The organism is Methylobacterium brachythecii (assembly GCF_014196345.1).
Classification (GTDB): Bacteria; Pseudomonadota; Alphaproteobacteria; order Rhizobiales; family Beijerinckiaceae; genus Methylobacterium; species Methylobacterium brachythecii.
Window position 1 is genome coordinate 222,635 of sequence record NZ_JACIDN010000005.1, and the last position, 19,219, is coordinate 241,853.

Consider the following 19,219-nt stretch of genomic DNA (forward strand, 5'->3'; position numbering starts at 1 on the left):
CGCTCAGCGCAGCCGTCTGCGCTTCGGCGCCGCCTCGCGTCGAAACACGCCGACCAACTCGACATGGCCGGAATAGCGGAACTGATCGACCGGCGTGACCTGCTCCAGCCGGTAGCCGCCCGCGATCAGCGTGGCGGCGTCGCGGGCGAAGGTGCCGGCATCGCAGGAGATGCCGACGACCAGCGGCACCTTCGATTCCGCGATCCAGCGCGCCTGAGCCTGGGCGCCGGCGCGGGGCGGATCGAACACCACGGCATCGAAGCGGTCGAGCTCGAGCGGCAGGAGCGGGCGGCGGAAGAGGTCACGGCGCTCCGTGGTGAGTGTGCGCAGGCCCGCCGTGGCGCGGGCAGCCCGATCGAGGCTGCGCAGGGCGGCCTCGTCGCCCTCGACAGCCAGAACGTCGGCGTTGCGGGCGAGAGCGAGGGAGAACGGGCCGCATCCCGCGAAAAGGTCGGCGACGCGCTTCACGCGCTTGTCCATCGCGCCGAGCACGAGGGCGGTCAGGTCTGCCTCGCCGGCCTGCGTCGCCTGCAGGAAGCCACCGGGCGACGGCATCAGGCGCGCCTCGCCGGAAGCCAGGGTCGGTGACCGGCGCTCGACGACGATGTCGCCATGCAGGGCGAGACGCGCGAGGTCGAGATCCCCGGCGAGCCGAGTGAGCGCGGCGCGCGCCTTGTCGCTGACCGGGCCATGCCCGCGCACATCGACGTCGAGACCGGATTCCGTCGCCGTCGCCTGCACGTCGAGGGGCTTCGAGCCGCGGCCGAGATACTCCGCCAGCGCCTCGGCCACCTGCGGGGCACGGTGCAGGGCGGGCACCGTGATCGGGCAATGGTCGATCGGGACGAGGTCGTGGCTGCGCGCAGCCATCAGGCCGGCCCGTGCCGTGTCTTCGATGCGGCGGATGTGCAGCGTGATGCGGCGGCGACCGGCGCCATGCGCCTCGACGAGCGGCAGCAACGGCGTCTCGATATGCGCCTGGGCCAGAGCCTGCTCGACGATACCGCGCTTCCAAGCCGCATACGGCTCCGGCGCGAGATGCTGCACGGCGCAGCCGCCGCAGGCCTCGTAATACGGGCAGAACGGATCGATCCGGCCGGGGGAGGGCGTTTCGATCGCGACAAGCCGGCCACGGCCGCCCTCGCGCTCGATGGCAATGCGCTCGCCCGGCAGGGCGCCGGCTACGGCGAGGCCGTCGGCGGTGAGGCCGTCGCCACGCGCGCCGAGCCGGGTGATGATGACGCTCTCGCTCAACGGATGCTGCCCTTGCGCGCGCCGATCAGGAATTCGCGGTTGCCGTCGCCGCCCTCGACAGGCGACCGCTCGAGGCCGAGGACGGCCAGCCCGAGCCCTTCGAGCGCTGCCCGGACCTCGTCGCAGACGGCCGCGTGGACCGCCTCGTCGCGCACGATGCCGCCACGACCGACCCGCTCGCGACCGGCCTCGAATTGCGGTTTTATCAGAGCCACCAACGCGGCCTCTTCGGCCATCAGCGCGACGGCGGCGGCCAAGACGAGGCGCAGGGCGATAAAGCTCACGTCAATCGTGACGAGTTCGGGCGGCTCGGCGAGGGCATCGGCGGCGAGATCGCGGATGTCGGTGCCTTCGAGACTCGTCACCCGAGCGTCGCCGCGCAACGAAGCATGGAATTGGTCGCGGCCGACATCGAGCGCGGTGACATGGCGCGCGCCGCGGCGCAGCAGGACATCCGTGAAGCCGCCGGTCGAGGCGCCGATATCGAGACAGACCTTGCCGCCCGGATCGATGCCGAAGGCATCGAGCGCCGCCGCGAGCTTGAGGCCGCCGCGGGAGACGTAGGGATGCGGCGCGCTCGCCTCGATCCGGGCATCGGCCGGTACGAGATCGGCAGGCCGCGCCACCGGCCGCCCGTCGGCGCTGACCAGCCCAGCGCGGATCGCGGCGACGGCGCGGGCGCGGCTCTCGAACACGCCGCGGTCCACAAGCAATCGGTCGGCGCGCAGTCGTTCGGCCGTCATCGCGGGCACGTCGTTCGGTCCAGAGTTGATGAAGGTGTGATAGGCCGCCCCTGTCTGCGGGACGCCGAGCCCCCTAACTAGCCCGTCGGATGGAGGAGAGTCACCCGATGAGATGCATACCGGCCGCCCTCGTGCTCGTGGGGCTCGCGATGCCCGCGCTCGCACAGGATAAAAAGGACGAGGCCCCCGCCACCGCCGTCCAGACCTACGAGAGCCCGATCACGAACAACAAGGGCGAGCCGATCGGCCAGATCCAGATTCGCGATGGCGCAAATGCCCTGGTTCTGCGCGTGACGATCAAAGCCGGCGGCCTGACGCCCGGCTGGCACGGGCTGCATTTCCACGCGGTCGGCGATTGTTCGGACCCGGAAAAGTTCGAAAAGTCGAAGGCGCACGTCAATCACGACAAGCGCTCGCACGGCCTCCTGAACGGCGATGGCCCCGACGAGGGCGACCTGCCGAACCTCTTCGCCAATGCCGACGGCTCGGCCAATGGCGAGATGACCAGCGAGATGGCGCTGACCGGCGAGGAAAGCCTCAAGGACGGCGACGGCTCGGCCCTGATCATCCACGCCAACGAGGACGATCACACCCAGCAGCCGATCGGCGGCGCCGGCGCGCGGGTGGCCTGCTCGGTGATCAAGTAGAGCCTGCCAAACCTTCCACCGTCATTCCGGGGCTCGCGTCAGCGAGAACCCGGAATGGCGGGTCGGATTGAAGGTCTCGCTCAGCGTCGACGGCCGAGGCTCACCACCTCGGCCTCTCCCGAACCCTTTCGGGTCGGCAGCGCTGCCTTCACCGTCGCGATGATACCTCCGGCATCGAGGCCGGCCTCGGCGTACATCTTTTCGGGTTTGTCGTGGTCCTGGAAGCTGTCGGGCAGCGTCATGGTGCGGACCCGGACCGTGCCGGCATCGAGCGCACCCTTGGCCGACAGGAGATGCAGAACCATCGCCCCGAAGCCGCCGGTCGAGCCCTCCTCGACGGTGACCAGAACCTCGTGGGTCCCGGCCAGATCGAGGATCAGGTCCTCGTCGAGGGGCTTGGCGAAGCGTGCATCCGCCACCGTGACCGCGATCCCCGCCTTCTCCAGCTCGTCGGCTGCCTTGAGCGCCTCGCCGAGGCGCGTACCCAGCGTCAGCAGGGCGACGCGGGCCTTGGCGGGGCGACGGATCACCCGGCCGCGGCCGATTGCCAGAACCTCGCCCTGCTCCGGCATCTCGGTGCCGACGCCCTCGCCGCGCGGATAGCGCAGTGCAATCGGGCCGCTGTCATGCGCGTGGCAGGTCGCCACCATGTGCACGAGCTCGGCCTCGTCGGCGGCTGCCATCACCACGAAGTTCGGCAGGCAGCACAGATAGGCCAGGTCGAAGGCACCGGCATGGGTCGCGCCGTCCGCGCCGACGAGACCCGCTCGGTCCATGGCGAAGCGGACCGGCAGGTTCTGGATCGCCACGTCGTGCACGACCTGGTCGTAGCCGCGCTGCAGGAAGGTCGAGTAGATCGCCACGAACGGCTTGTAGCCCTCCGTCGCCAGACCCGCGGCAAACGTCACCGCATGCTGCTCGGCGATGCCGACATCGAAGGTCTTGTCGGGATGCGCCTTGCCGAACAGGTCGATGCCGGTGCCGCCGGGCATCGCCGCGGTGATCGCCACCACCTTCGGATCGGCATCGGCCGCCTTGATCAGGCTCTGGCCGAACACGGCCGTATAGCTCGGGGCGTTCGGCTTGGCCTTGGCCTGCACGCCCGACACCACGTCGAACTTGACCACGCCATGGTACTTGTCGGCGCTAGCCTCGGCCGGCCCGTAGCCCTTGCCCTTCTGGGTGACGACGTGGAGCAGGATCGGGCCCTGCTCGCTGTCGCGCACGTTCTTCAGCACGGGCAGCAGGTGGTCGAGATTGTGACCATCGACCGGGCCGACGTAGTAAAAACCCATCTCCTCGAACATCGTGCCGCCGCCGACCACGAGGGAGCGGGCATATTCTTCCGCCCGCACCGCGCGCTCGTAGAGGCGCTTGGGCAGGAGCTTGCCGAGCTGCTTGGCGGTCTCGCGGATCGAGCGGTAGGTGTCGCCGGAGGCCAGCCGCGCGAGATAGGCCGACATCGCGCCGACCGGCGGGGCGATCGACATCTCGTTGTCGTTGAGGATCACGATCAGGCGCGAATGCAGCGCGCCGGCATTGTTCATGGCCTCATAGGCCATGCCCGCCGACATCGAGCCGTCACCGATCACCGCGATCATGTTGCGGCGCTTGCCAGGTTCCTCGCCGTTGGCCTTGCGCTCGGCCTCCTCGAGGTCACGGCCCACCGCCATGCCGAGGGCTGCCGAGATCGAGGTCGAGGAATGCGCGGCACCGAACGGGTCGTATTCGCTCTCCGAGCGCTTGGTGAAGCCGGACAGGCCTCCGCCCTGGCGCAGGGTCCGGATGCGGTCGCGGCGACCGGTGAGGATCTTGTGCGGGTAGCACTGATGCCCGACGTCCCAGACGATGCGGTCGGAGGGCGTGTCGAACACGTGATGCAGCGCCACCGTCAGCTCGACGACGCCGAGGCCGGAGCCGAGATGCCCGCCCGTCACCGAGACGGCATCGATCATCTCCGCGCGCACCGCATCCGCGATCGCGCGAAGCTCGCTTTCCGGACGCTCACGCAACGCGTCCGGCGTCGGGATGCCGTCGAGGATCGTCTTGTCTACCAATGCCACCGAACCATCCTCACGTCCGGGTTGAAAAAACACGCGCAAGATCTTGCGCGATTTGAATCTTTTTTTGATGCGAGGGGGCAGTTGCCATGGCCATCGCCCGCTATTCGACGTCGAGGGGAGCGACCGAGGCCGCCTGACCGTCGGAGCCGAGCGTGATCCGCTGGATGCGCGTCTCGGCCTTCTTCAGCAGCGACTCGCAATGCCGCTTCAGGGCCTCTCCGCGCTCGTAAATCTCGACGGACTTGTCGAGGGGCACGTCGCCCTTCTCGAGTTGTCGCACGATATCCTCGAGCTGCGCGAGCGCTGCCTCGAAGGGCAGGTCTTCGGCCACGGCTTCGGGCGCTACGGGCACGGAGCCCGGCGCGGCGGATCGAGCTGCGTTCATCCCTCACATCCCATTGGGCCGGTTATGCCGGTGCAACTGGAACCATTCAAGCCCACTGGATTAGGTGCTGCACCGGGACGTTCACACCAGGGACATGGCGAACGGCACGCCTTCATAGGCCTCGGCGCCGCGCCCGATGCCGGCAATGGCTGCGATCATGCGGCCGTCCCGCCCCAGCATCCCGTCGGCGATCTCGACGATAAGGCGATTGGGCGTCGCAGAGGGCGATCGCCGGCGCAGCTCCTGCGCGATCGCTTTCTCGCCGCGATCCGGGCTCAGCGCGCAGACGGCACCGTAAATCGCTGCCGTCGAGCGGCTGATCCCGGCATAGCAGTGGATGACGAGCGGCCGGTCGCGATCCCAGGCCTGCACGAAGTCGAGCAGCGCGCGCACATGCGCCTCGGCCGGAAGCACGTGGTCCGCCATCGGCGCGGATATGTCGCTGACGCCGAGGGTGAGGTGGCGGACGGGATCGATCGAGGGCGGGCGCTTCACACGGGTGCCCATGGTGGCGAGCGTGACGAGATGGCTCGCGCCCGTCGCAGCGACGGTCTCGGGCAACCGCGACAGCGGGCAGGCGTACAGGCTCGGCATTGAACCCTCAGTTCCGCTCGACGGCGTGGGCAGAGGCCAGCGCCTCGAACCGGGCCAAAAAGCTGTCTTGCACCTCCGCGGTCGGTTGGCTGACCAGCAGCGCTTCGACCTCCGTGGCGGCGGCCTCCGGCAAGGCGACCGGGCCGAAGAAGCGGCCAGCCTCGTCCTCGGAAAATCCGGCGAGCCGGGTCGCCTCGAGAGAGGCCGCGATGCGGTCGGCGCGCTTCACGAGCCGCGCCTGCGAGGGGGAGGGCGCCGGCAGATCGAAGCGCCGGCGGATGGCGCCGAGCAGCCGCCTTTCGACAGACTTGTAGGAATCGCCGATCGCGGCTTTCAGGGGCGAGATGATGTCACCGATCACGTATTCGGGGGCATCGTGCAGCAGCAATTCGAGGCGCATGGCCGGACCGTCGCCGCCGGACAAGCCGCCGCCGATCGCCTCGACCAGCAACGAGTGCTGCGCCACCGAGAAGACGTGCTCGCCATGCGTCTGCCCATTCCAGCGCGCGACGCGGGCGAGGCCGTGGGCGATGTCGACGATCTCGACGTCGAGCGGCGAGGGATCGAGCAGATCCAGGCGACGCCCCGACAGCATGCGCTGCCAAGCGCGTGGTGGTGGTTTGGACGACGTCATTTGGGCGAGAGGGCCGCGCAGGCGGCGTGGCGGTGGCAGCCCGCGAGGTGATCGTTGACCATGCCCGTCGCCTGCATGAAGGCATGGACGATGGTCGGCCCGCAGAAGGTGAAGCCCTTGGCCTTCAACGCTTTGGAGATCGCTTTCGAGACCTCCGTCTCGGTGGCGATGTCGGCCCGCATACGCGCTCCGGATTGGACCGGTCGTCCATCGACGAAATCCCACAGGAATCGCGAAAAGCCGGGGCCGGCCTCCTCGATCTCCAGCCAGGCGCGAGCACCGGCGATGGTGCCGACGATCTTGGCGCGGTTCCGGATGATCCCGGCATCCCCCATCAGCCGCTCGACGTCGGCTTGCGTATAGCGAGCGATCCGCTCGGGCTCGAAATCGTCGAAGGCCCGGCGGAAGCCGTCGCGGCGGCGCAGGATGGTGATCCAGGACAGACCGGCCTGGAAGCCGTCGAGGATCAGCTTCTCGTAGAGCGCGCGGCCATCGTATTCCGGCACGCCCCATTCGGTATCGTGATAGGCGACGTAGACTGGGTCGACCCCGGCCCACCAGCAGCGCGGACAGCCGTCGGGATGGGAGGTGATCAGGCCCGTCTCGTCGGACATCGCGTCAGCCGGCCGCCGCAGCCGTGTCGGCGGGGAAGGCAAAGGTGGCGAAAGCCGGCTTTTCGATGCCGGCGATGCCACCGCCAACGCGCACCGGCTCTCCGGCGGCCAGCGCGTCGCCGAGCCGGTCGAGGCGGATCGTGGCGAGGCCGCGATTGCCGGCGGTGCTGCTGGTCTGGCCGAGGGTTTTGGCTCCGGCGGTCACGTCGCTGCCCGGCTCGGGCGTCTTCCCTTCTTCGAAGACGAGGGGCAGGATGCGCGTACGGGCGGTGCCGCGATGCTGCATGCGGGAAACGACCTCCTGGCCGACATAGCAGCCTTTCTTGAAGTCGACGCCGCCGAGCTGGTCCATCAGCGCCTCGTGCGGGAAGGCGTCTGCGAAAGCGAAGTCGCGCCCGCCCTCCGGGATGCCGAGGGCGATGCGGTGGGCGTGGTAGTTCTCTTCGCTCACGGAACCGATCGCCGCCGCATCGTGGTTCCACAGGTACAGCCGTTCGCCGAGTTCCGGCAGTCGTCCGTCCCGGACCCGCAACCCATCTTCCTGGTAGACGCGATCCTCGCCCCAGGCGGCAGCAACACCCAAGGGCTCGTTCGACTCGAGAATGTGCCGGACATTCACCTTCGAACGAAGCTTGTAGAGCGTCAGTCGCTTCACGAGGTCCGGGGCCACGTCGCTTCGGCAATCGAGGAAATAACCGCCGCCGAAATTCGCAAAATCCTCTCCACCGTCAGGTGCGAAGATCACCAGGAAGTCGAACAGGATCTTGCCTTGAGGAGAGAGGAGCGCACCAAGGCGAGCCTCACCGGGCTCCAAAGTCTCGACATTGCAGGTCACGATGCCCTGCAGGAAGTCCTTGGCATCATCGCCCGCGACCTGAACGACCGTACGGTCCGTGAGGTGAGCTGTCGGCATCGGTTTCCTCTGGCGGCAAGCGAAAGCCTTGTGCGCTCTGGAGGGCTGACATAAGCCGCCCGCCAGTGAGCCTCAATGTGGAGCGGCGCGTGGCTGAGACACCGTTCGATCTCGTCCTCACCGGCGGCACCGTGGTCAACCAGGACGGCGAGCATCGCGCCGATCTCGGCATTCGGAGCGGCCGTATCGCCGCCATCGGCGATCTCTCGAAGGCCGACGCGGTCGAACGCCGGGACTGCACGGGCCTGCACCTGCTGCCAGGCGTGATCGACAGCCAAGTCCATTTCCGCGAGCCGGGGCTCGATCACAAGGAAGACCTCGAATCGGGCTCGCGCGCTGCCGTGATGGGCGGCGTGACCGCGGTGTTCGAGATGCCGAACACCAACCCGCTGACAACGAGTGCCGCAGCGCTCGCCGACAAGGTCGCCCGCGCGCATCACCGGATGCATTGCGACTTCGCCTTCTGGGTCGGCGGCACGCATGAGAACGCGCAAGAGGTGGCGGAGCTGGAAAGGCTACCGGGCGCGGCCGGCATCAAGGTGTTCATCGGCTCCTCGACCGGCTCGCTGCTCGTCGAAGACGACGCGGGCGTGCGAGAGATCCTCAAGCGCACCCGGCGTCGCGCCGCTTTCCATTCGGAGGACGAGCCGATGCTGCGCGAGCAGAAAGGCCTTCGCGTGTCGGGCGACCCGTCCTCGCATCCGGTCTGGCGCTCGCCCGAGGTCGCAGTGAAGGCGACACGGCGGCTCATCGCCATCGCGCAGGAGACCGGCGCGCGCATTCATATCCTGCACATCTCCACGGCCGACGAGATGCCGATCCTCGCCGAGGCGAAGGATCACGTCAGCGTCGAGATCACGCCGCACCATCTCACCCTCGATGGCGGCGAGGCCTATCCGCGGCTCGGCACGCTGGTGCAGATGAACCCACCGGTGCGGGACGCCGCTCATCGGCAAGGGATCTGGTGGGGCGTGGAGCAGGGCATCGCCGACGTGCTCGGCTCGGATCACGCTCCGCACACGCTGGAAGAGAAGGCCAAGGCCTATCCCGACTCGCCGTCGGGCATGACCGGCGTGCAGACGCTGGTGCCGGTCATGCTCGACCACGTCGCGGCAGGCCGGCTCTCGCTCGCGCGCTTCGTCGACCTGACCAGCGCAGGGCCGAAGCGGCTGTTCGGCATCGCCCGCAAGGGGCGCCTCGCCCTCGGTTACGATGCCGACGTGACGGTTGTGGACCTGAAGCGGCGCGAAAAAATCCGCAACGAGTGGATCGCCTCGAAATCCCGCTGGACGCCCTATGACGGCGTCACCGTCACCGGGTGGCCAGTCGGGACGCTGGTGCGCGGCACACCCGTCATGTGGCAGGGCGAGCTCACGAATCCGTCACGCGGCGAAGCGGTCGTCTTCGAAGAGGCGCTGCCACGGCCGGCCTGACGCGCGGGCCGTTCCATCCGATCGGACGGCCTTCGCAAACAGGTTGTGGATAGATCGCGGCATCGACGCCGTCGGCTTCCGCCATCGACCGAACGCGCCAATCTCGCCGTCAGCGTGTAATTTCCGCAAATGTTACAACGCCTGAGAACGATCGCGGTGGCGAGGCAGGGCGCCGATCTCCGGCACTTCGACCCATTGCAGGCCACCATCGCCGGCCTCGATCATAGAATTTTTTCACCCGTGTTAACCGGGAAGCCTAGCTTGTCGCTCAAGATGAAGGGCGGGAGGTTGTCATGCATTCGAACGATAAAGGCGTGTACAGCGGTGCGTTCGTCTTGGCAGCCTTATGCCTCGTCATGCTGTTGTGGCTTTTCAATCAGAACGAGCTTACCCGTCAGCCTCATCTCGTCAGCGTCTCCTCGACATCTTTCCTTGAAAAGAAGGATACGGGCGAGCAGATCATGTATCCGTTCCTGCATGCACAGGTTATAGCTCCTGCCCGGGCGGACGTCGCGGATCTTGTCAAGTACGCTCAAAATATCTTCGCCGCCAGACTGCGCTCCGATGCCGAAGTTCAGGCAAAACAGATGATCTGGATCACGTTCACCTTTGCGGAATCGCCGCAACAGGTCTCGGGCGAGAAGAAGACCTATCGCGAGATCTACGTCCGCGAAGGCACGAGCTGGCACCGGCTGAGCCGCGGAAGCGACACGCTCATGTGACTGCAACCGCAAGGACGCCGGGACGAACTCGGCGTCGTGCAGTCCGAGACTAGTGCTGGAGCGTCGTGGTGAATCCGCCGCCGCGGATGCGCTCCGGCAGGCCCTCGGCATAGGACGCCGTGGCCTCCTCGCCATAGGTCGCGACGAGCTCCTGGAAAGCGGCGAACAGGGCGGCCTGGGCCATGCAATCGCCGTCGAGCCCGTCGAGGCAGCCCTCGGCGAAAGCTTCCGTGACGAGGCCGAGCGCGACGCGCTTGTCATCGCTGTCGGCGTCGTACGAGGCGGCTGCGGTGTCCTGGAGCATGGTCTCGCGCATGGTTCGGGCCGATCCGTTGTCCGGCGAAGCATTGCGAGGATAGGCAGATCGCGCGGCGCGGGCCAGCAGGGAATTGCGAAGAGGTTAACGCGGACGACGCAATCGCAACCATTTCGGCAACGAACCGGCGATGTGTCGCACACGCAACACAGGGACGCCGCGCGGGCCTAACCCCCGTAACGCCCGGCGATGCCGTGAGAGAGGCGCTCGCCTTCGGCGAGGTAGCGGGCGCTGGCCTCGTTCGCCGACGGCGTGCAGATCCGGTAGGTGAGGGCGTAACCGCGGTAGCCGCGATTGTAGGCGCCGGCGAGCCGGTCACGGCGGTTCGGTGTGACGCCTTCGGATTCGAGGATGGATTTCATCCGCTCCGGCCACTCGCCGGCATCCCTCGCGCCGCAGAGCCCTCGCAGGAAGGCCAGCGCCCCAATGATCTCGGAGAGCCGCTGCAGGTCGCGATCGTAGGGCGCAGGCGGCGGCTCAGCCGGCGGCGGAGGCTCCTTCTCCGCGGGTTTCGGCTGCTGTCGTGCCGGTGTGCCGCGCTGTTGCGCGGAGGCGGGCAGCGCCGGCGCCACGGCGAGCAGGCCCGAGAGCAGCAGCGGGCCGAGCCGGCGCATCATCGGGATGTGCCGCCGATGCGGGCGAAGGCCTCGGCCAGGGTGGCGGCGAGACCCGGTGTCGTCTCCAGCCCGGCGACCTCGTCGAGCCGCGCCCAGCGCACGCCGAGCGCTTCGGGGCCGGGCTCCGGCTCGCCGGAAAGCCACGTCGCTGCATGCGGAAGGATGACGTAGTGATGGCGGCTTCGGCCATCCTCGTCCCTCATGATGATCTCCGTGGGCGACAGGCTCGGCCCGACCACCTCGGCGACGACGCCGACCTCCTCCTGCAATTCCCGCAGAGCCGCCTGCGCCAGCCGCTCGCCGGCCTCCACCAGGCCGCCGGGCAAGGTCCAGACCCCTCGCATCGGCTGGTTGGCGCGCGCGGCCAACAGCACGCGCCCATCCCGGATCACGGCGATGGACACGCCGATCATCGGGCGGACTGGAAACAGACGATCCTCGCCGTCGGTCATGGCCGGACACCCGCCCCAGCGCTCGCTCCGGCCACGGCCAGCCGGCCGTCGGCGAGCCCGACGAGCACGCGCGCTCGCTCTCCACGACCGAGTACCGCAATGCCGAGCGCCGCCGGCCCGGGCAGCAGGATGCGCGCCCGCTCCACGATACCACCATCCAGCGAGACGATCGCGAGAGTCGTCCGGTCGGAGGCCGGCAGCGCGAGGGCGGCAGCCTTGCCGGGCTCGCCCGGAATGACGGCGGCGAGATCGATGTCGGCGGTCGGGCCGGCATAGCCCGGCGCCTCCGCCACGAGACCGAAAGCCCCTCCCGCATAGGACCAGAGCTGGAGCGTGCCGACCGCGTCAGGCTCACGAATGCTGACAAATTGGGGGCGGCCCTTACCGGAAAAGTCGCCGACACCCGCGAGCGACAAAGCCGTCGCACCGGCCTGCGGCGGCGTTCGGGCGGCCAGAGTCCAGGCTCCGCCGGCATCCTTCTCCGCAAGCGCCAGCGCGGAGGCAGCGCCCGGCCCTGCCGTCACGACGAGCACCGCCGCCTTGCCGTCGAGGATCGCGATGCGCGGCCGGCGGGCGGCGAAAGCCTGGTCCGCCCCCGGGGCGAGCGTGACGGTCGCCACCGGCACCGCCTTCGGCTCGCTCGTGGTGCCCAGCGGCTGACGCTCGCGAAGGGTCAGGCCGGCGGCCTGCCCGGCACCGCCGACGGCCCCCGTGAGATAGGCGCTGAGCGGACCGGACAGCGCCCGGCGCGAGCCCGGAACGGCGCCGCGCGGTGTCTCGGAGGCGAAGAGGCCTTCGATCGCCTCGGCCCCGATCAGCGTGGTCTTCACGGCATCGCCATCGAGGCTAAGGACGGCTCCGCCGTCATCACCCCAGACCACGGCGACCGGCGCGACCTCGGTCTCGTCGGGAGCCGGTGCGCGGGGCGCCTTCGGGTCGGCACTCGCGGGCTTGGGCCGGGCGATGGGCAGAATGCCTGAGGTGGAGACGGCGAGCGAGACCTCGCTGCCGGGACCGCGCATTGCCTTTACCTTGAAGGGCAGCTCGATGATGCCGGCGCCCGCCGAAGGCTCTTCGGCCGCCGCAGGAGCAGACAAGGCGAGAAGGAGAACGGCCGCGAGGCCGCTCGAACGCCAGCCATGGTTGCGAGCCGAAGGCGCAGCGATCCAGGGGCCGCCCCGCGACCTCGGCGCGTTGGCTCTGGATTGCTTCGCTGCGCTCGCAATGACGGCGGAGACGGCTACCAGGCCCACGCTCACACGTGCTGTCCGCCGTTGATGTGGAGTTCCGCCCCGTTCACGTAGGACGATGCCTCGGTGCAGAGGAAATAGATCGCCTTGGCGACCTCGTCCGGCGTGCCGAGACGGCGCTGCGGGATCTTCTTCACGATTTCGTCGGTGCCCGGCGACAGGATCGAGGTGTCGATCTCGCCGGGCGAGATCGCGTTCACGCGCACGCCGAGCGGCCCGAAATCCTCCGCCATCTCACGGGTCAGGCCAGCCAATGCGGCCTTCGAGGTGCCGTAGGCTGCCCCAGCGAAGGGATGCACACGCGAGCCCGCGATCGAGGTGACGTTGACGATCGAACCCTTGGCGCGGGTCAACTCCTGCCGCAGCCCCTGCGCGAGGAGGATCGGCGCGAAGAAGTTGACGTGGAAGACGCGCGCCCAATCCGCGTAATCAGTCGCGAGCGCGCCGAGGCGTTCGCCGCCCGTGCCCTTCGGCGAGATGCCGGCATTGTTGACCAGCGCGTGCAGCAGGCCGCCCTCGGCCTCGAGCCGTCCGGCGACCTCTCGCACACCGCGGACGGTATCCTCGGCGTCGGAGAGGTCGACCTGGAGATGGTCCTCGGGACCCATCTCCCAGGGGCAGTTTTCGGGAAAAGGATGGCGCGAGCAGGTGATCACGCGCCAGCCCGCAGCGGAGAAGCGCTTCACGGTGGCGTGGCCGATTCCGCGGCTCGCGCCGGTGAGCAGCATGATGCGCCGACGATCGTTGGACTGGGCCAAGGCCGCTCCTTCAGTCCCGGCATGCGACCCAAGGGGGCGGGGCGCCCGCTGACACCGACAGGTCTAGGCCGCGCACGGCCGGAAATCCAGCGCCCTGCCGCGCTGCAGCGAGGTCGGTGCACGCCGATTCCGTCGATGCGGCGCGCACGGAGGAGGGAGCCATTCTTGCAACCGTTCGCGGCAAGTCGGTCCGGTGCACGACATTGATGGTCCCGTGCCGGCTCGATCATTGAGGCCGCACGGTTTGCCGGTTAGGCCAGACCGAGCCGGCGCGAGCAATCCGAAAATCGCCGCGCGGCGTTCGGTCGGGATCGTCTTCCCGAAGCGGACCGGGATATCGAGGGGAGCAGGCCCAAGCATGGCGACGACGTTCGGCCTCAACCGCTCCCTCGGGGGCGCCATCGGCGCCATCGCTCTGGTGTCGGTCCTCAGCAGCGGCGCGGTCCTCGTCACGATGACCGAGTTGCACGAGGCCACCGAGGCACGGGCCCGGTCGACGCGGGTGATCCGCGGTCTCGATGCCTTCCGCACCGCGATGCTCGACCAGGAGACCGGGCTGCGCGGCTACCTCATTACCGGCCGGGAAAGCAGCCTCGAGCCCTATCGCTCCGGGCGGGCGGCGCTCGAGGAGACCATCAGCCGCCTGGGCGGCCTGATCGGCGACGACGCCGAGCCCGCGCGCATGCTGGCGGAAGCCGTGAAGGCCGCGCGGAGCTGGCAGACCAATATCGGCGAGGCGGCCCTGCGCAAGGCAGCCGACCCGGCCACACGTCCCGAGGCCACCCAGATCGAAGTCGATGGATCGGGCAAGCAGTTCTTCGACACGTTCCGCGCGAGGCTCATGTCGATCGAGGCCGTCGAGGAGGGGACACGGACGAGGCAGAACGCACATCTCGTGCGGGCCGAGCACAATGCGGGCCTCGCCCTCTGGGGCGGAATGCTGCTGACGCTGCTGATCTGCCTCGGCATCGGGATCGCGATCAATCGCCTGATCGTCCGGCCGCTTCTGGATGTCGCGGCCTTCGTCGGACGGATCGGCGAGGGTGATCTGACTGGCCGCGTCGTCACGAGAGGCCGGAACGAGATCGGCCGCCTCGGCACGACGCTGAACGCCATGGTCGGCGGGCTCTCCGATCTCGCCCGGACCAATCGCTCGGCCACCGCCGACCTCAACGCCGCCGCCGCTGAGATCCGGGCTTCGGCCCAGGAGCAGGCGGCGAGCGTCGAGGAGCAGTTCGCCGCCGTGCAGGAGACCGCCGCGACCGTCGACGAGATCACTCATTCCGGCGCGCAGATCTCCAAGCGCGCCACCGACGTCATCGCCTCGGCTCAGGCCTCCGCGCAGACCGCCAGGGCGGGCCTGCGAGCGGCCTCCGACACGGCCAAGGCGATGGAGCTGATCCGCGAGCAGGGCGAGGCGGTGGCCGGCAACATCGTCGCCTTGAGCGAGAAGACCCAGGCGATCGGCGAGATCATCACCACGGTCAACGACATCTCCGAGCGCACGCACCTGCTCTCGCTCAACGCCGCCATCGAGGCCGCGGCCGCCGGCGAGAGCGGGCGCAGCTTCGCGATCGTCGCGGCCGAGATGAAGCTCTTGGCCGATCAGGCGAAGGCGGCGACGGTGCAGGTCCGCTCGATCCTCTCGGAGATCCAGCGCGGCATCAATTCCTCGGTGATGCTGACGGAAGAGGCGGTCAAGCGCGCCGCCACCGGCAAGACCCGCACCGACGCCACGGTGCGCACCATCGAGGAGATGGCGGCTCGCGTGGACGAGGGCGTGCAGACCTTCCAGCAGATCGTGGCCTCGACCAACCAGCAGCAGCTCGGCATCGAGCAGGTGATGGGTGCACTCCAGAACATCCGCCAGGCCAGCCAGCAGACGGCCGCGGGGACCCGCGAGGTCGAGATGGCCTCGGCCAACCTCACCGAACTCGCGCAGGGCCTGATGGCCCTCGCCGAACGCTATCGGATCTGAGAGACCGGGCCGACGGCAAGCGGCTCTCGTCAACCCGGAATCGAAAGGACCCGCCGAGCGGCTGAGTTCAGCCCGGCGGGTCCCGATTTCGCGGCGCTCAGAGCGCCTTGCGCGGCACTGGACTCAAGGCTTGGGTGCCGCCGGCTTCGGCGCATCGGGGCTCGCCGCAGGCGGCGAGGTCGGCGCGGTGCTGGCCGGCGGGGAAGCGGGAGGTGCGGGTGGCGGGGCCTTCTTCTCGTCCTTGCAGCCGGCGAGTGCCAGCAGCCCGGCTGCGGGCAGCAGGTAACGGAATTTCATGACGTCCCTCCTCGTTCTTGGGACTTCAGCAACGCCCAAGTCCACGAGTCGGTTCGGATCGGCCCGCGAACAGCGCTGCGGCTAGCGTCCGGCCCCGAGTTCCGGGATCGACCGGACCATCTCGGGCATCCCGCCGAGGAAGACACGCACGTCGTCAGCAATGGTCTGCGTCAGGTCCGCGGGGATGACCCCGCCATAGACGAATTTTCGGATGGCCAAGTAGAACACCTTGCCGTGGAGCGCCCAGACCGCCTCGACCTCGCGCTCGGTCAGCGGCACCTCCGAGACAGCGGAGAGGGCGAGGCTCTGGCGGACCTCCTCGGCGATCGGCAGGATCAACTCTTCGCGCACGGTGGCGAGGTAGCGCGGGGCGATATCGTAGCCCTTGAGCCCCGAGAACACGAAGATCCGGACCCATTCGTAGTCGAAGACCTGGCTGGCGTAGTCACCGTAGAACAGGAGCAACCGATCTTCGAGGGGAAGCGCGCGGTCCCGGATCAGCGTCGTCCAGCCCGAGTTCCAGCGGCTGACATAGACATGCTCATAGACGCGATCGACCAGCGCTTCCTTCGTCGGGAAGTAGCGGAAGATCGCCGAATGCGTGATGCCGAGGCCGCGTGCGAGTTCGCGGGTCTGACCCTCGAAGCCATGCTCGGCGAAGAATCGCGTCGCGCCTTCCACGATCAGACGCTCGCGCTCGGCCGCAGGCAGATGGCGGCGCTTGCGCGCAATCGGTTCGCTGGTCTCGCCGCCATCATCTCCCACGCTCGATCCCTCCCGTGAACCAGCGTCATGTTCTTCAGTTGTGACCGTCTGGTCACTTTTGTTGACGAGCACCGCCCATCCCGGTACCTGTTGTAACCAAGCGGTCACAACCAGTCGATACGCAGCCTGCCCAACGCGGGCCGTTACGGCCTTCGCCGTCCCGACTGCCGCTTCCGCAACCCGACTTCACTGGAGATCCATCGCATGACTGCGCATGTTCAGGCCGCTGCCGACCGTTGGGACGAAGCCTTCAACGCCGGCGATACCGGCAAGCTCGCCACCTTCTACGGCGCGGACGCGCGCGTTGTGCCGGCCGGCGGCAAGCCCGTCGACGGCCCGAGTGCCATCGGCGCCTTCTTCGCGGACCTGCGCGCCAAAGGCTTCGACGGGCACAAGATCACGGTCCAGTCGGTGCTCGAGCGCGACACGGTCCTCGTCGCTTCCGGCACCTGGGCGCTGACCGGCCCAGGCGAGGGCGGCCAGCAGCAATATAGTGGCAACTGGGTGAACGTGATCGAGCGCCAGGGCGACGATCTGCGCGTCCTGCTGCACAGCTGGAACTGAGACGGGCCTCGCCGGCCGGTCAGCCGGGCAGGGGGATGAACTCCGCCCGGTCGTCGGCCGGCAGATCGAACTGTCCGTGGCCCCAGGCTCCGCGCCGCCATTCCTCCTTGGCGGCCTCGATCTTGTCATGGCTGGAGGAGACGAAGTTCCACCAGACGTAGCGCGGCCCGTTCAGGGTTGCGCCGCCCAGCGCCATGAGGCGCGCGCCCTGCGGACCTGCAGCGACGGAGATGGCGTCGCCCGGCCGGAACACCATCATTTGGCCGCTCTCGAAGACTTGGCCGGCGATCGAAACCGAGCCCTCCAGGATATAGAGCCCGCGGTCTTCGTGGTCGGACGGCAGTGGCAGCCGCGCGCCGGCCTCCAGCACGACATCGGCGTAAAACATGTCAGTAAAGACGCTGGCGGGCGCCCGCTCGCCATAGGCCCGCCCGAGGATCAGCCGGAGGCGGACGCCCTCGCTTTCGATCACCGGCAAGGTGTCCTTGCCGTGATGCTCGAAGCTCGGCGCGGTCTCTTCCTTGTCCTCGGGCAGCGCCACCCAGGTCTGGATGCCGTAGAGGCTGTGTGGCGCGAGGCGCGTCGCCTCCGAGGTGCGCTCGGAATGGGTGACGCCGCGCCCGGCAACCATCCAGTTCACGGCGCCGGGCAGGATGGTCTGGTTCGAGCCGACGCTGTCGCGGTGCTGAAACTCGCCGCGATAGAGGTAGGTCACCGTGGCCAGCCCGATATGCGGGTGAGGGCGCACGTCGACGCCCTTTCCGGTGATGAACTCCGCCGGGCCGGCCTGATCGAAGAACACGAAGGGCCCGACCATCTGGCGCTTCGGCGAGGGCAGGGCGCGCCGCACCTCGAACCCGCCGAGGTCGCGGGCGCGGGGCACGATCAGTGTCTCGATGGCATCGACTCCGACCGCATCGGGGCAGCCAGGCTCAAGGGCCGGGTTCCAACTCATCGCTCGACCTCGCTCATGCTGTCGATATCGCCTCAGGGATAGAGCCGCGCGCTCGTCCAGCCCCCGCCGTCTCGCGTGAACCGCACGCGATCATGAAGGCGGAACTCGCCATTCTGCCAGAACTCCATCTGGACGGGCGCAAGCCTGAAACCCGACCACGTTTCGGGCCGCGGGATCGGGCCGTCACCGTATCGTTCGGACAATTCGTCCACCGCGGCGATCAGCGTCGGCCGGTCGGCCAGCGGCCGCGATTGCAGGCTGGCGATCGCACCGAGGCGGCTCTCGCGGCGGCGGCTGGCAAAATAGGCATCCGCCTCATCCGGCGTGACCGGCCTCACCGGCCCCCGCGCGCGGATCTGCCGGCCTAGCGATTTCCAGTGAAAGACGACGGCCGCTTGTGGATTGCGGGCAAGCTGCTCGCCCTTCGTCGAACCGAGATTGGTGTAAAATACCAATCCGCCTTCGTCGGCGCCCTTCAGCAGTACCGTGCGGACGTCGGGTAGGCCGTGCTCATCGGCGGTGGCGAGCTGCATCGCGTTGGGATCATTGGGCTCTGCGGCCTCCGCCTCCCCCATCCAAACGGAAAACAGCTGCCAGGGATCGCGCGCAAGCGTGAAGTCCGCCGGCAGCCCGGGCTCATCCTCTCTTAACCGATCCACGCTCTACTCCTCTGACGTGACATCCGGGTCGGGGGGCACCGACGTGGAGCGCCGAAGCGTCGGTCACGGGGTGTGGCGAGTTCAGGTGTGATGCGTTTTCGCGAGTGTAAAGCCCCCGCAGGGTGGAGATCGGCTGCGCTGGTCCTGTCGAGCATGATCGTCTCCGGTCTCTGCGGCTGCAGCGGGCCGATTCTGTCATTCCAGGCCGAGCAGAAGGACGAGGCCGTCCGCGAGCCCGTCAGCACCGGCAGCATCACCAAGGCACCCACCACCTTCGGCAAGGATTTGGCTGACGAGGACTGGCGCCGGGCGCATGCCGCGCTGTCCGTGGCGTTGGACCCGCAGGGCAACGGCAAGCCGGTGAAGTGGGAGAACCCGGAGACCACTTTGCGCGGCTCGGTGAACCCCACCGGCCTGCCCTACGTCTCCAACGACGAGATCTGCCGCGACTTCCTCGCCTCCGTCGTCGCGCCAACGTCGAGCCGCTTCGTGCGCGGCACCGGCTGCAAGCCGTCGGGCGGCGCCTGGGAGCTCAAGCGCCTCAAGAGCGCGGTCAAACCCGCGACGACCTGATCGAGTCCGCGGCCGCCGAGACCGTTGCGGATC

Annotated in this window: 23 protein-coding genes; 6 read left to right on the forward strand and 17 right to left on the reverse strand. The window is 68.4% G+C overall.

What is annotated here, in order from left to right; translation table 11 throughout:
- Window positions 1–3: 3 nt before the first annotated feature.
- Both GGR33_RS14645 and GGR33_RS14650 read right to left on the reverse strand, forming a co-directional pair.
- On the reverse strand, window positions 4–1,254 hold the full coding sequence (locus tag GGR33_RS14645) for a class I SAM-dependent RNA methyltransferase (protein ID WP_183506447.1): 1,251 nt from the start codon (window positions 1,252–1,254) through the stop codon (window positions 4–6).
- Window positions 1,251–1,997 (reverse strand): TlyA family RNA methyltransferase, encoded by a 747-nt coding sequence (locus tag GGR33_RS14650; RefSeq protein ID WP_183506448.1) that lies wholly within the window; start codon window positions 1,995–1,997, stop codon window positions 1,251–1,253. Before GGR33_RS14650 ends, GGR33_RS14645 begins: the two co-directional genes overlap by 4 nt.
- Window positions 1,998–2,104: 107 nt before the next feature.
- Here GGR33_RS14650 and GGR33_RS14655 point away from each other — a divergent pair, with 107 nt between their 5' ends.
- On the forward strand, window positions 2,105–2,644 hold the full coding sequence (locus GGR33_RS14655) for a superoxide dismutase family protein (protein WP_183506450.1): 540 nt from the start codon (window positions 2,105–2,107) through the stop codon (window positions 2,642–2,644).
- 80 nt (window positions 2,645–2,724) lie between these two features.
- Here GGR33_RS14655 and dxs read toward each other — a convergent pair whose 3' ends face one another.
- The 6 genes from dxs to ygfZ all read right to left on the reverse strand — a co-directional run bounded on the left by dxs (window position 2,725) and on the right by ygfZ (window position 7,847).
- Window positions 2,725–4,707 carry a 1-deoxy-D-xylulose-5-phosphate synthase gene (dxs, locus tag GGR33_RS14660; protein WP_183506452.1) on the reverse strand — a complete coding sequence of 661 codons (1,983 nt, stop codon included), beginning with the start codon at window positions 4,705–4,707 and terminating at the stop codon, window positions 2,725–2,727.
- 100 nt (window positions 4,708–4,807) lie between these two features.
- The gene (locus tag GGR33_RS14665) at window positions 4,808–5,092 is read right to left on the reverse strand and encodes an exodeoxyribonuclease VII small subunit (RefSeq protein WP_183506454.1); all 285 of its coding nucleotides are present in this window, start codon (window positions 5,090–5,092) and stop codon (window positions 4,808–4,810) included.
- An 81-nt stretch (window positions 5,093–5,173) separates the two neighbouring features.
- Complete coding sequence (locus GGR33_RS14670; protein ID WP_183506456.1) at window positions 5,174–5,686, reverse strand: tyrosine phosphatase family protein; 513 nt, start codon at window positions 5,684–5,686, stop codon at window positions 5,174–5,176.
- A 7-nt stretch (window positions 5,687–5,693) separates the two neighbouring features.
- Complete coding sequence (locus GGR33_RS14675) at window positions 5,694–6,281, reverse strand: HD family hydrolase (protein WP_246413151.1); 588 nt, start codon at window positions 6,279–6,281, stop codon at window positions 5,694–5,696.
- Between the two features lie 35 nt (window positions 6,282–6,316).
- Entirely contained in the window at window positions 6,317–6,934 is a 618-nt protein-coding gene (locus GGR33_RS14680; RefSeq protein WP_183506460.1) for a DNA-3-methyladenine glycosylase I, read from the reverse strand.
- Between the two features lie 4 nt (window positions 6,935–6,938).
- Window positions 6,939–7,847, reverse strand: a complete 909-nt coding sequence (ygfZ, locus tag GGR33_RS14685) for a CAF17-like 4Fe-4S cluster assembly/insertion protein YgfZ (RefSeq protein ID WP_183506462.1) — start codon at window positions 7,845–7,847, stop codon at window positions 6,939–6,941.
- Between the two features lie 89 nt (window positions 7,848–7,936).
- Between ygfZ and GGR33_RS14690 the strand changes: the two genes are divergently transcribed.
- Together GGR33_RS14690 and GGR33_RS14695 are read left to right on the forward strand one after the other, a co-directional pair.
- Window positions 7,937–9,280, forward strand: a complete 1,344-nt coding sequence (locus GGR33_RS14690) for a dihydroorotase (protein ID WP_183506464.1) — start codon at window positions 7,937–7,939, stop codon at window positions 9,278–9,280.
- A gap of 293 nt (window positions 9,281–9,573) precedes the next feature.
- Window positions 9,574–10,002, forward strand: a complete 429-nt coding sequence (locus GGR33_RS14695) for a hypothetical protein (RefSeq protein ID WP_183506466.1) — start codon at window positions 9,574–9,576, stop codon at window positions 10,000–10,002.
- Window positions 10,003–10,051: 49 nt separating this feature from the next.
- On the opposite strand, the gene GGR33_RS14700 is transcribed toward GGR33_RS14695, so the two are convergent.
- The 5 genes from GGR33_RS14700 to GGR33_RS14720 form a co-directional block, all read right to left on the reverse strand.
- The gene (locus GGR33_RS14700; protein ID WP_425488785.1) at window positions 10,052–10,318 is read right to left on the reverse strand and encodes a hypothetical protein; all 267 of its coding nucleotides are present in this window, start codon (window positions 10,316–10,318) and stop codon (window positions 10,052–10,054) included.
- Between the two features lie 167 nt (window positions 10,319–10,485).
- Entirely contained in the window at window positions 10,486–10,932 is a 447-nt protein-coding gene (locus GGR33_RS14705; RefSeq protein ID WP_183506943.1) for a TIGR02301 family protein, read from the reverse strand.
- The gene (locus tag GGR33_RS14710) at window positions 10,932–11,387 is read right to left on the reverse strand and encodes an NUDIX hydrolase (protein WP_183506468.1); all 456 of its coding nucleotides are present in this window, start codon (window positions 11,385–11,387) and stop codon (window positions 10,932–10,934) included. Before GGR33_RS14710 ends, GGR33_RS14705 begins: the two co-directional genes overlap by 1 nt.
- On the reverse strand, window positions 11,384–12,646 hold the full coding sequence (locus tag GGR33_RS14715) for a hypothetical protein (protein ID WP_284211346.1): 1,263 nt from the start codon (window positions 12,644–12,646) through the stop codon (window positions 11,384–11,386). The genes GGR33_RS14710 and GGR33_RS14715 overlap by 4 nt, the downstream gene beginning before the upstream one ends.
- Window positions 12,643–13,365 carry an SDR family NAD(P)-dependent oxidoreductase gene (locus GGR33_RS14720; protein WP_183506947.1) on the reverse strand — a complete coding sequence of 241 codons (723 nt, stop codon included), beginning with the start codon at window positions 13,363–13,365 and terminating at the stop codon, window positions 12,643–12,645. Before GGR33_RS14720 ends, GGR33_RS14715 begins: the two co-directional genes overlap by 4 nt.
- A gap of 388 nt (window positions 13,366–13,753) precedes the next feature.
- Here GGR33_RS14720 and GGR33_RS14725 point away from each other — a divergent pair, with 388 nt between their 5' ends.
- Entirely contained in the window at window positions 13,754–15,373 is a 1,620-nt protein-coding gene (locus tag GGR33_RS14725; protein ID WP_183506470.1) for a methyl-accepting chemotaxis protein, read from the forward strand.
- Between the two features lie 123 nt (window positions 15,374–15,496).
- On the opposite strand, the gene GGR33_RS14730 is transcribed toward GGR33_RS14725, so the two are convergent.
- On the reverse strand, window positions 15,497–15,670 hold the full coding sequence (locus tag GGR33_RS14730) for a hypothetical protein (RefSeq protein WP_183506472.1): 174 nt from the start codon (window positions 15,668–15,670) through the stop codon (window positions 15,497–15,499).
- Window positions 15,671–15,751: 81 nt separating this feature from the next.
- Window positions 15,752–16,435, reverse strand: a complete 684-nt coding sequence (locus GGR33_RS14735; protein WP_284211343.1) for a TetR/AcrR family transcriptional regulator — start codon at window positions 16,433–16,435, stop codon at window positions 15,752–15,754.
- A 204-nt stretch (window positions 16,436–16,639) separates the two neighbouring features.
- On the opposite strand from GGR33_RS14735, the gene GGR33_RS14740 reads away from it, so the two are divergent.
- On the forward strand, window positions 16,640–16,999 hold the full coding sequence (locus tag GGR33_RS14740) for a YybH family protein (RefSeq protein ID WP_183506474.1): 360 nt from the start codon (window positions 16,640–16,642) through the stop codon (window positions 16,997–16,999).
- Between the two features lie 19 nt (window positions 17,000–17,018).
- Here GGR33_RS14740 and GGR33_RS14745 read toward each other — a convergent pair whose 3' ends face one another.
- Window positions 17,019–17,954: a pirin family protein gene (locus GGR33_RS14745; RefSeq protein ID WP_183506476.1), complete on the reverse strand. Its 936-nt coding sequence runs from the start codon at window positions 17,952–17,954 to the stop codon at window positions 17,019–17,021.
- A gap of 32 nt (window positions 17,955–17,986) precedes the next feature.
- A complete protein-coding gene (pdxH, locus tag GGR33_RS14750; protein ID WP_183506478.1) occupies window positions 17,987–18,613 on the reverse strand; it encodes a pyridoxamine 5'-phosphate oxidase in 627 nt (208 codons plus the stop codon).
- A 90-nt stretch (window positions 18,614–18,703) separates the two neighbouring features.
- On the opposite strand from pdxH, the gene GGR33_RS14755 reads away from it, so the two are divergent.
- Window positions 18,704–19,186, forward strand: a complete 483-nt coding sequence (locus tag GGR33_RS14755; RefSeq protein ID WP_183506480.1) for an RT0821/Lpp0805 family surface protein — start codon at window positions 18,704–18,706, stop codon at window positions 19,184–19,186.
- The last annotated feature ends 33 nt before the right edge of the window (window positions 19,187–19,219 follow it).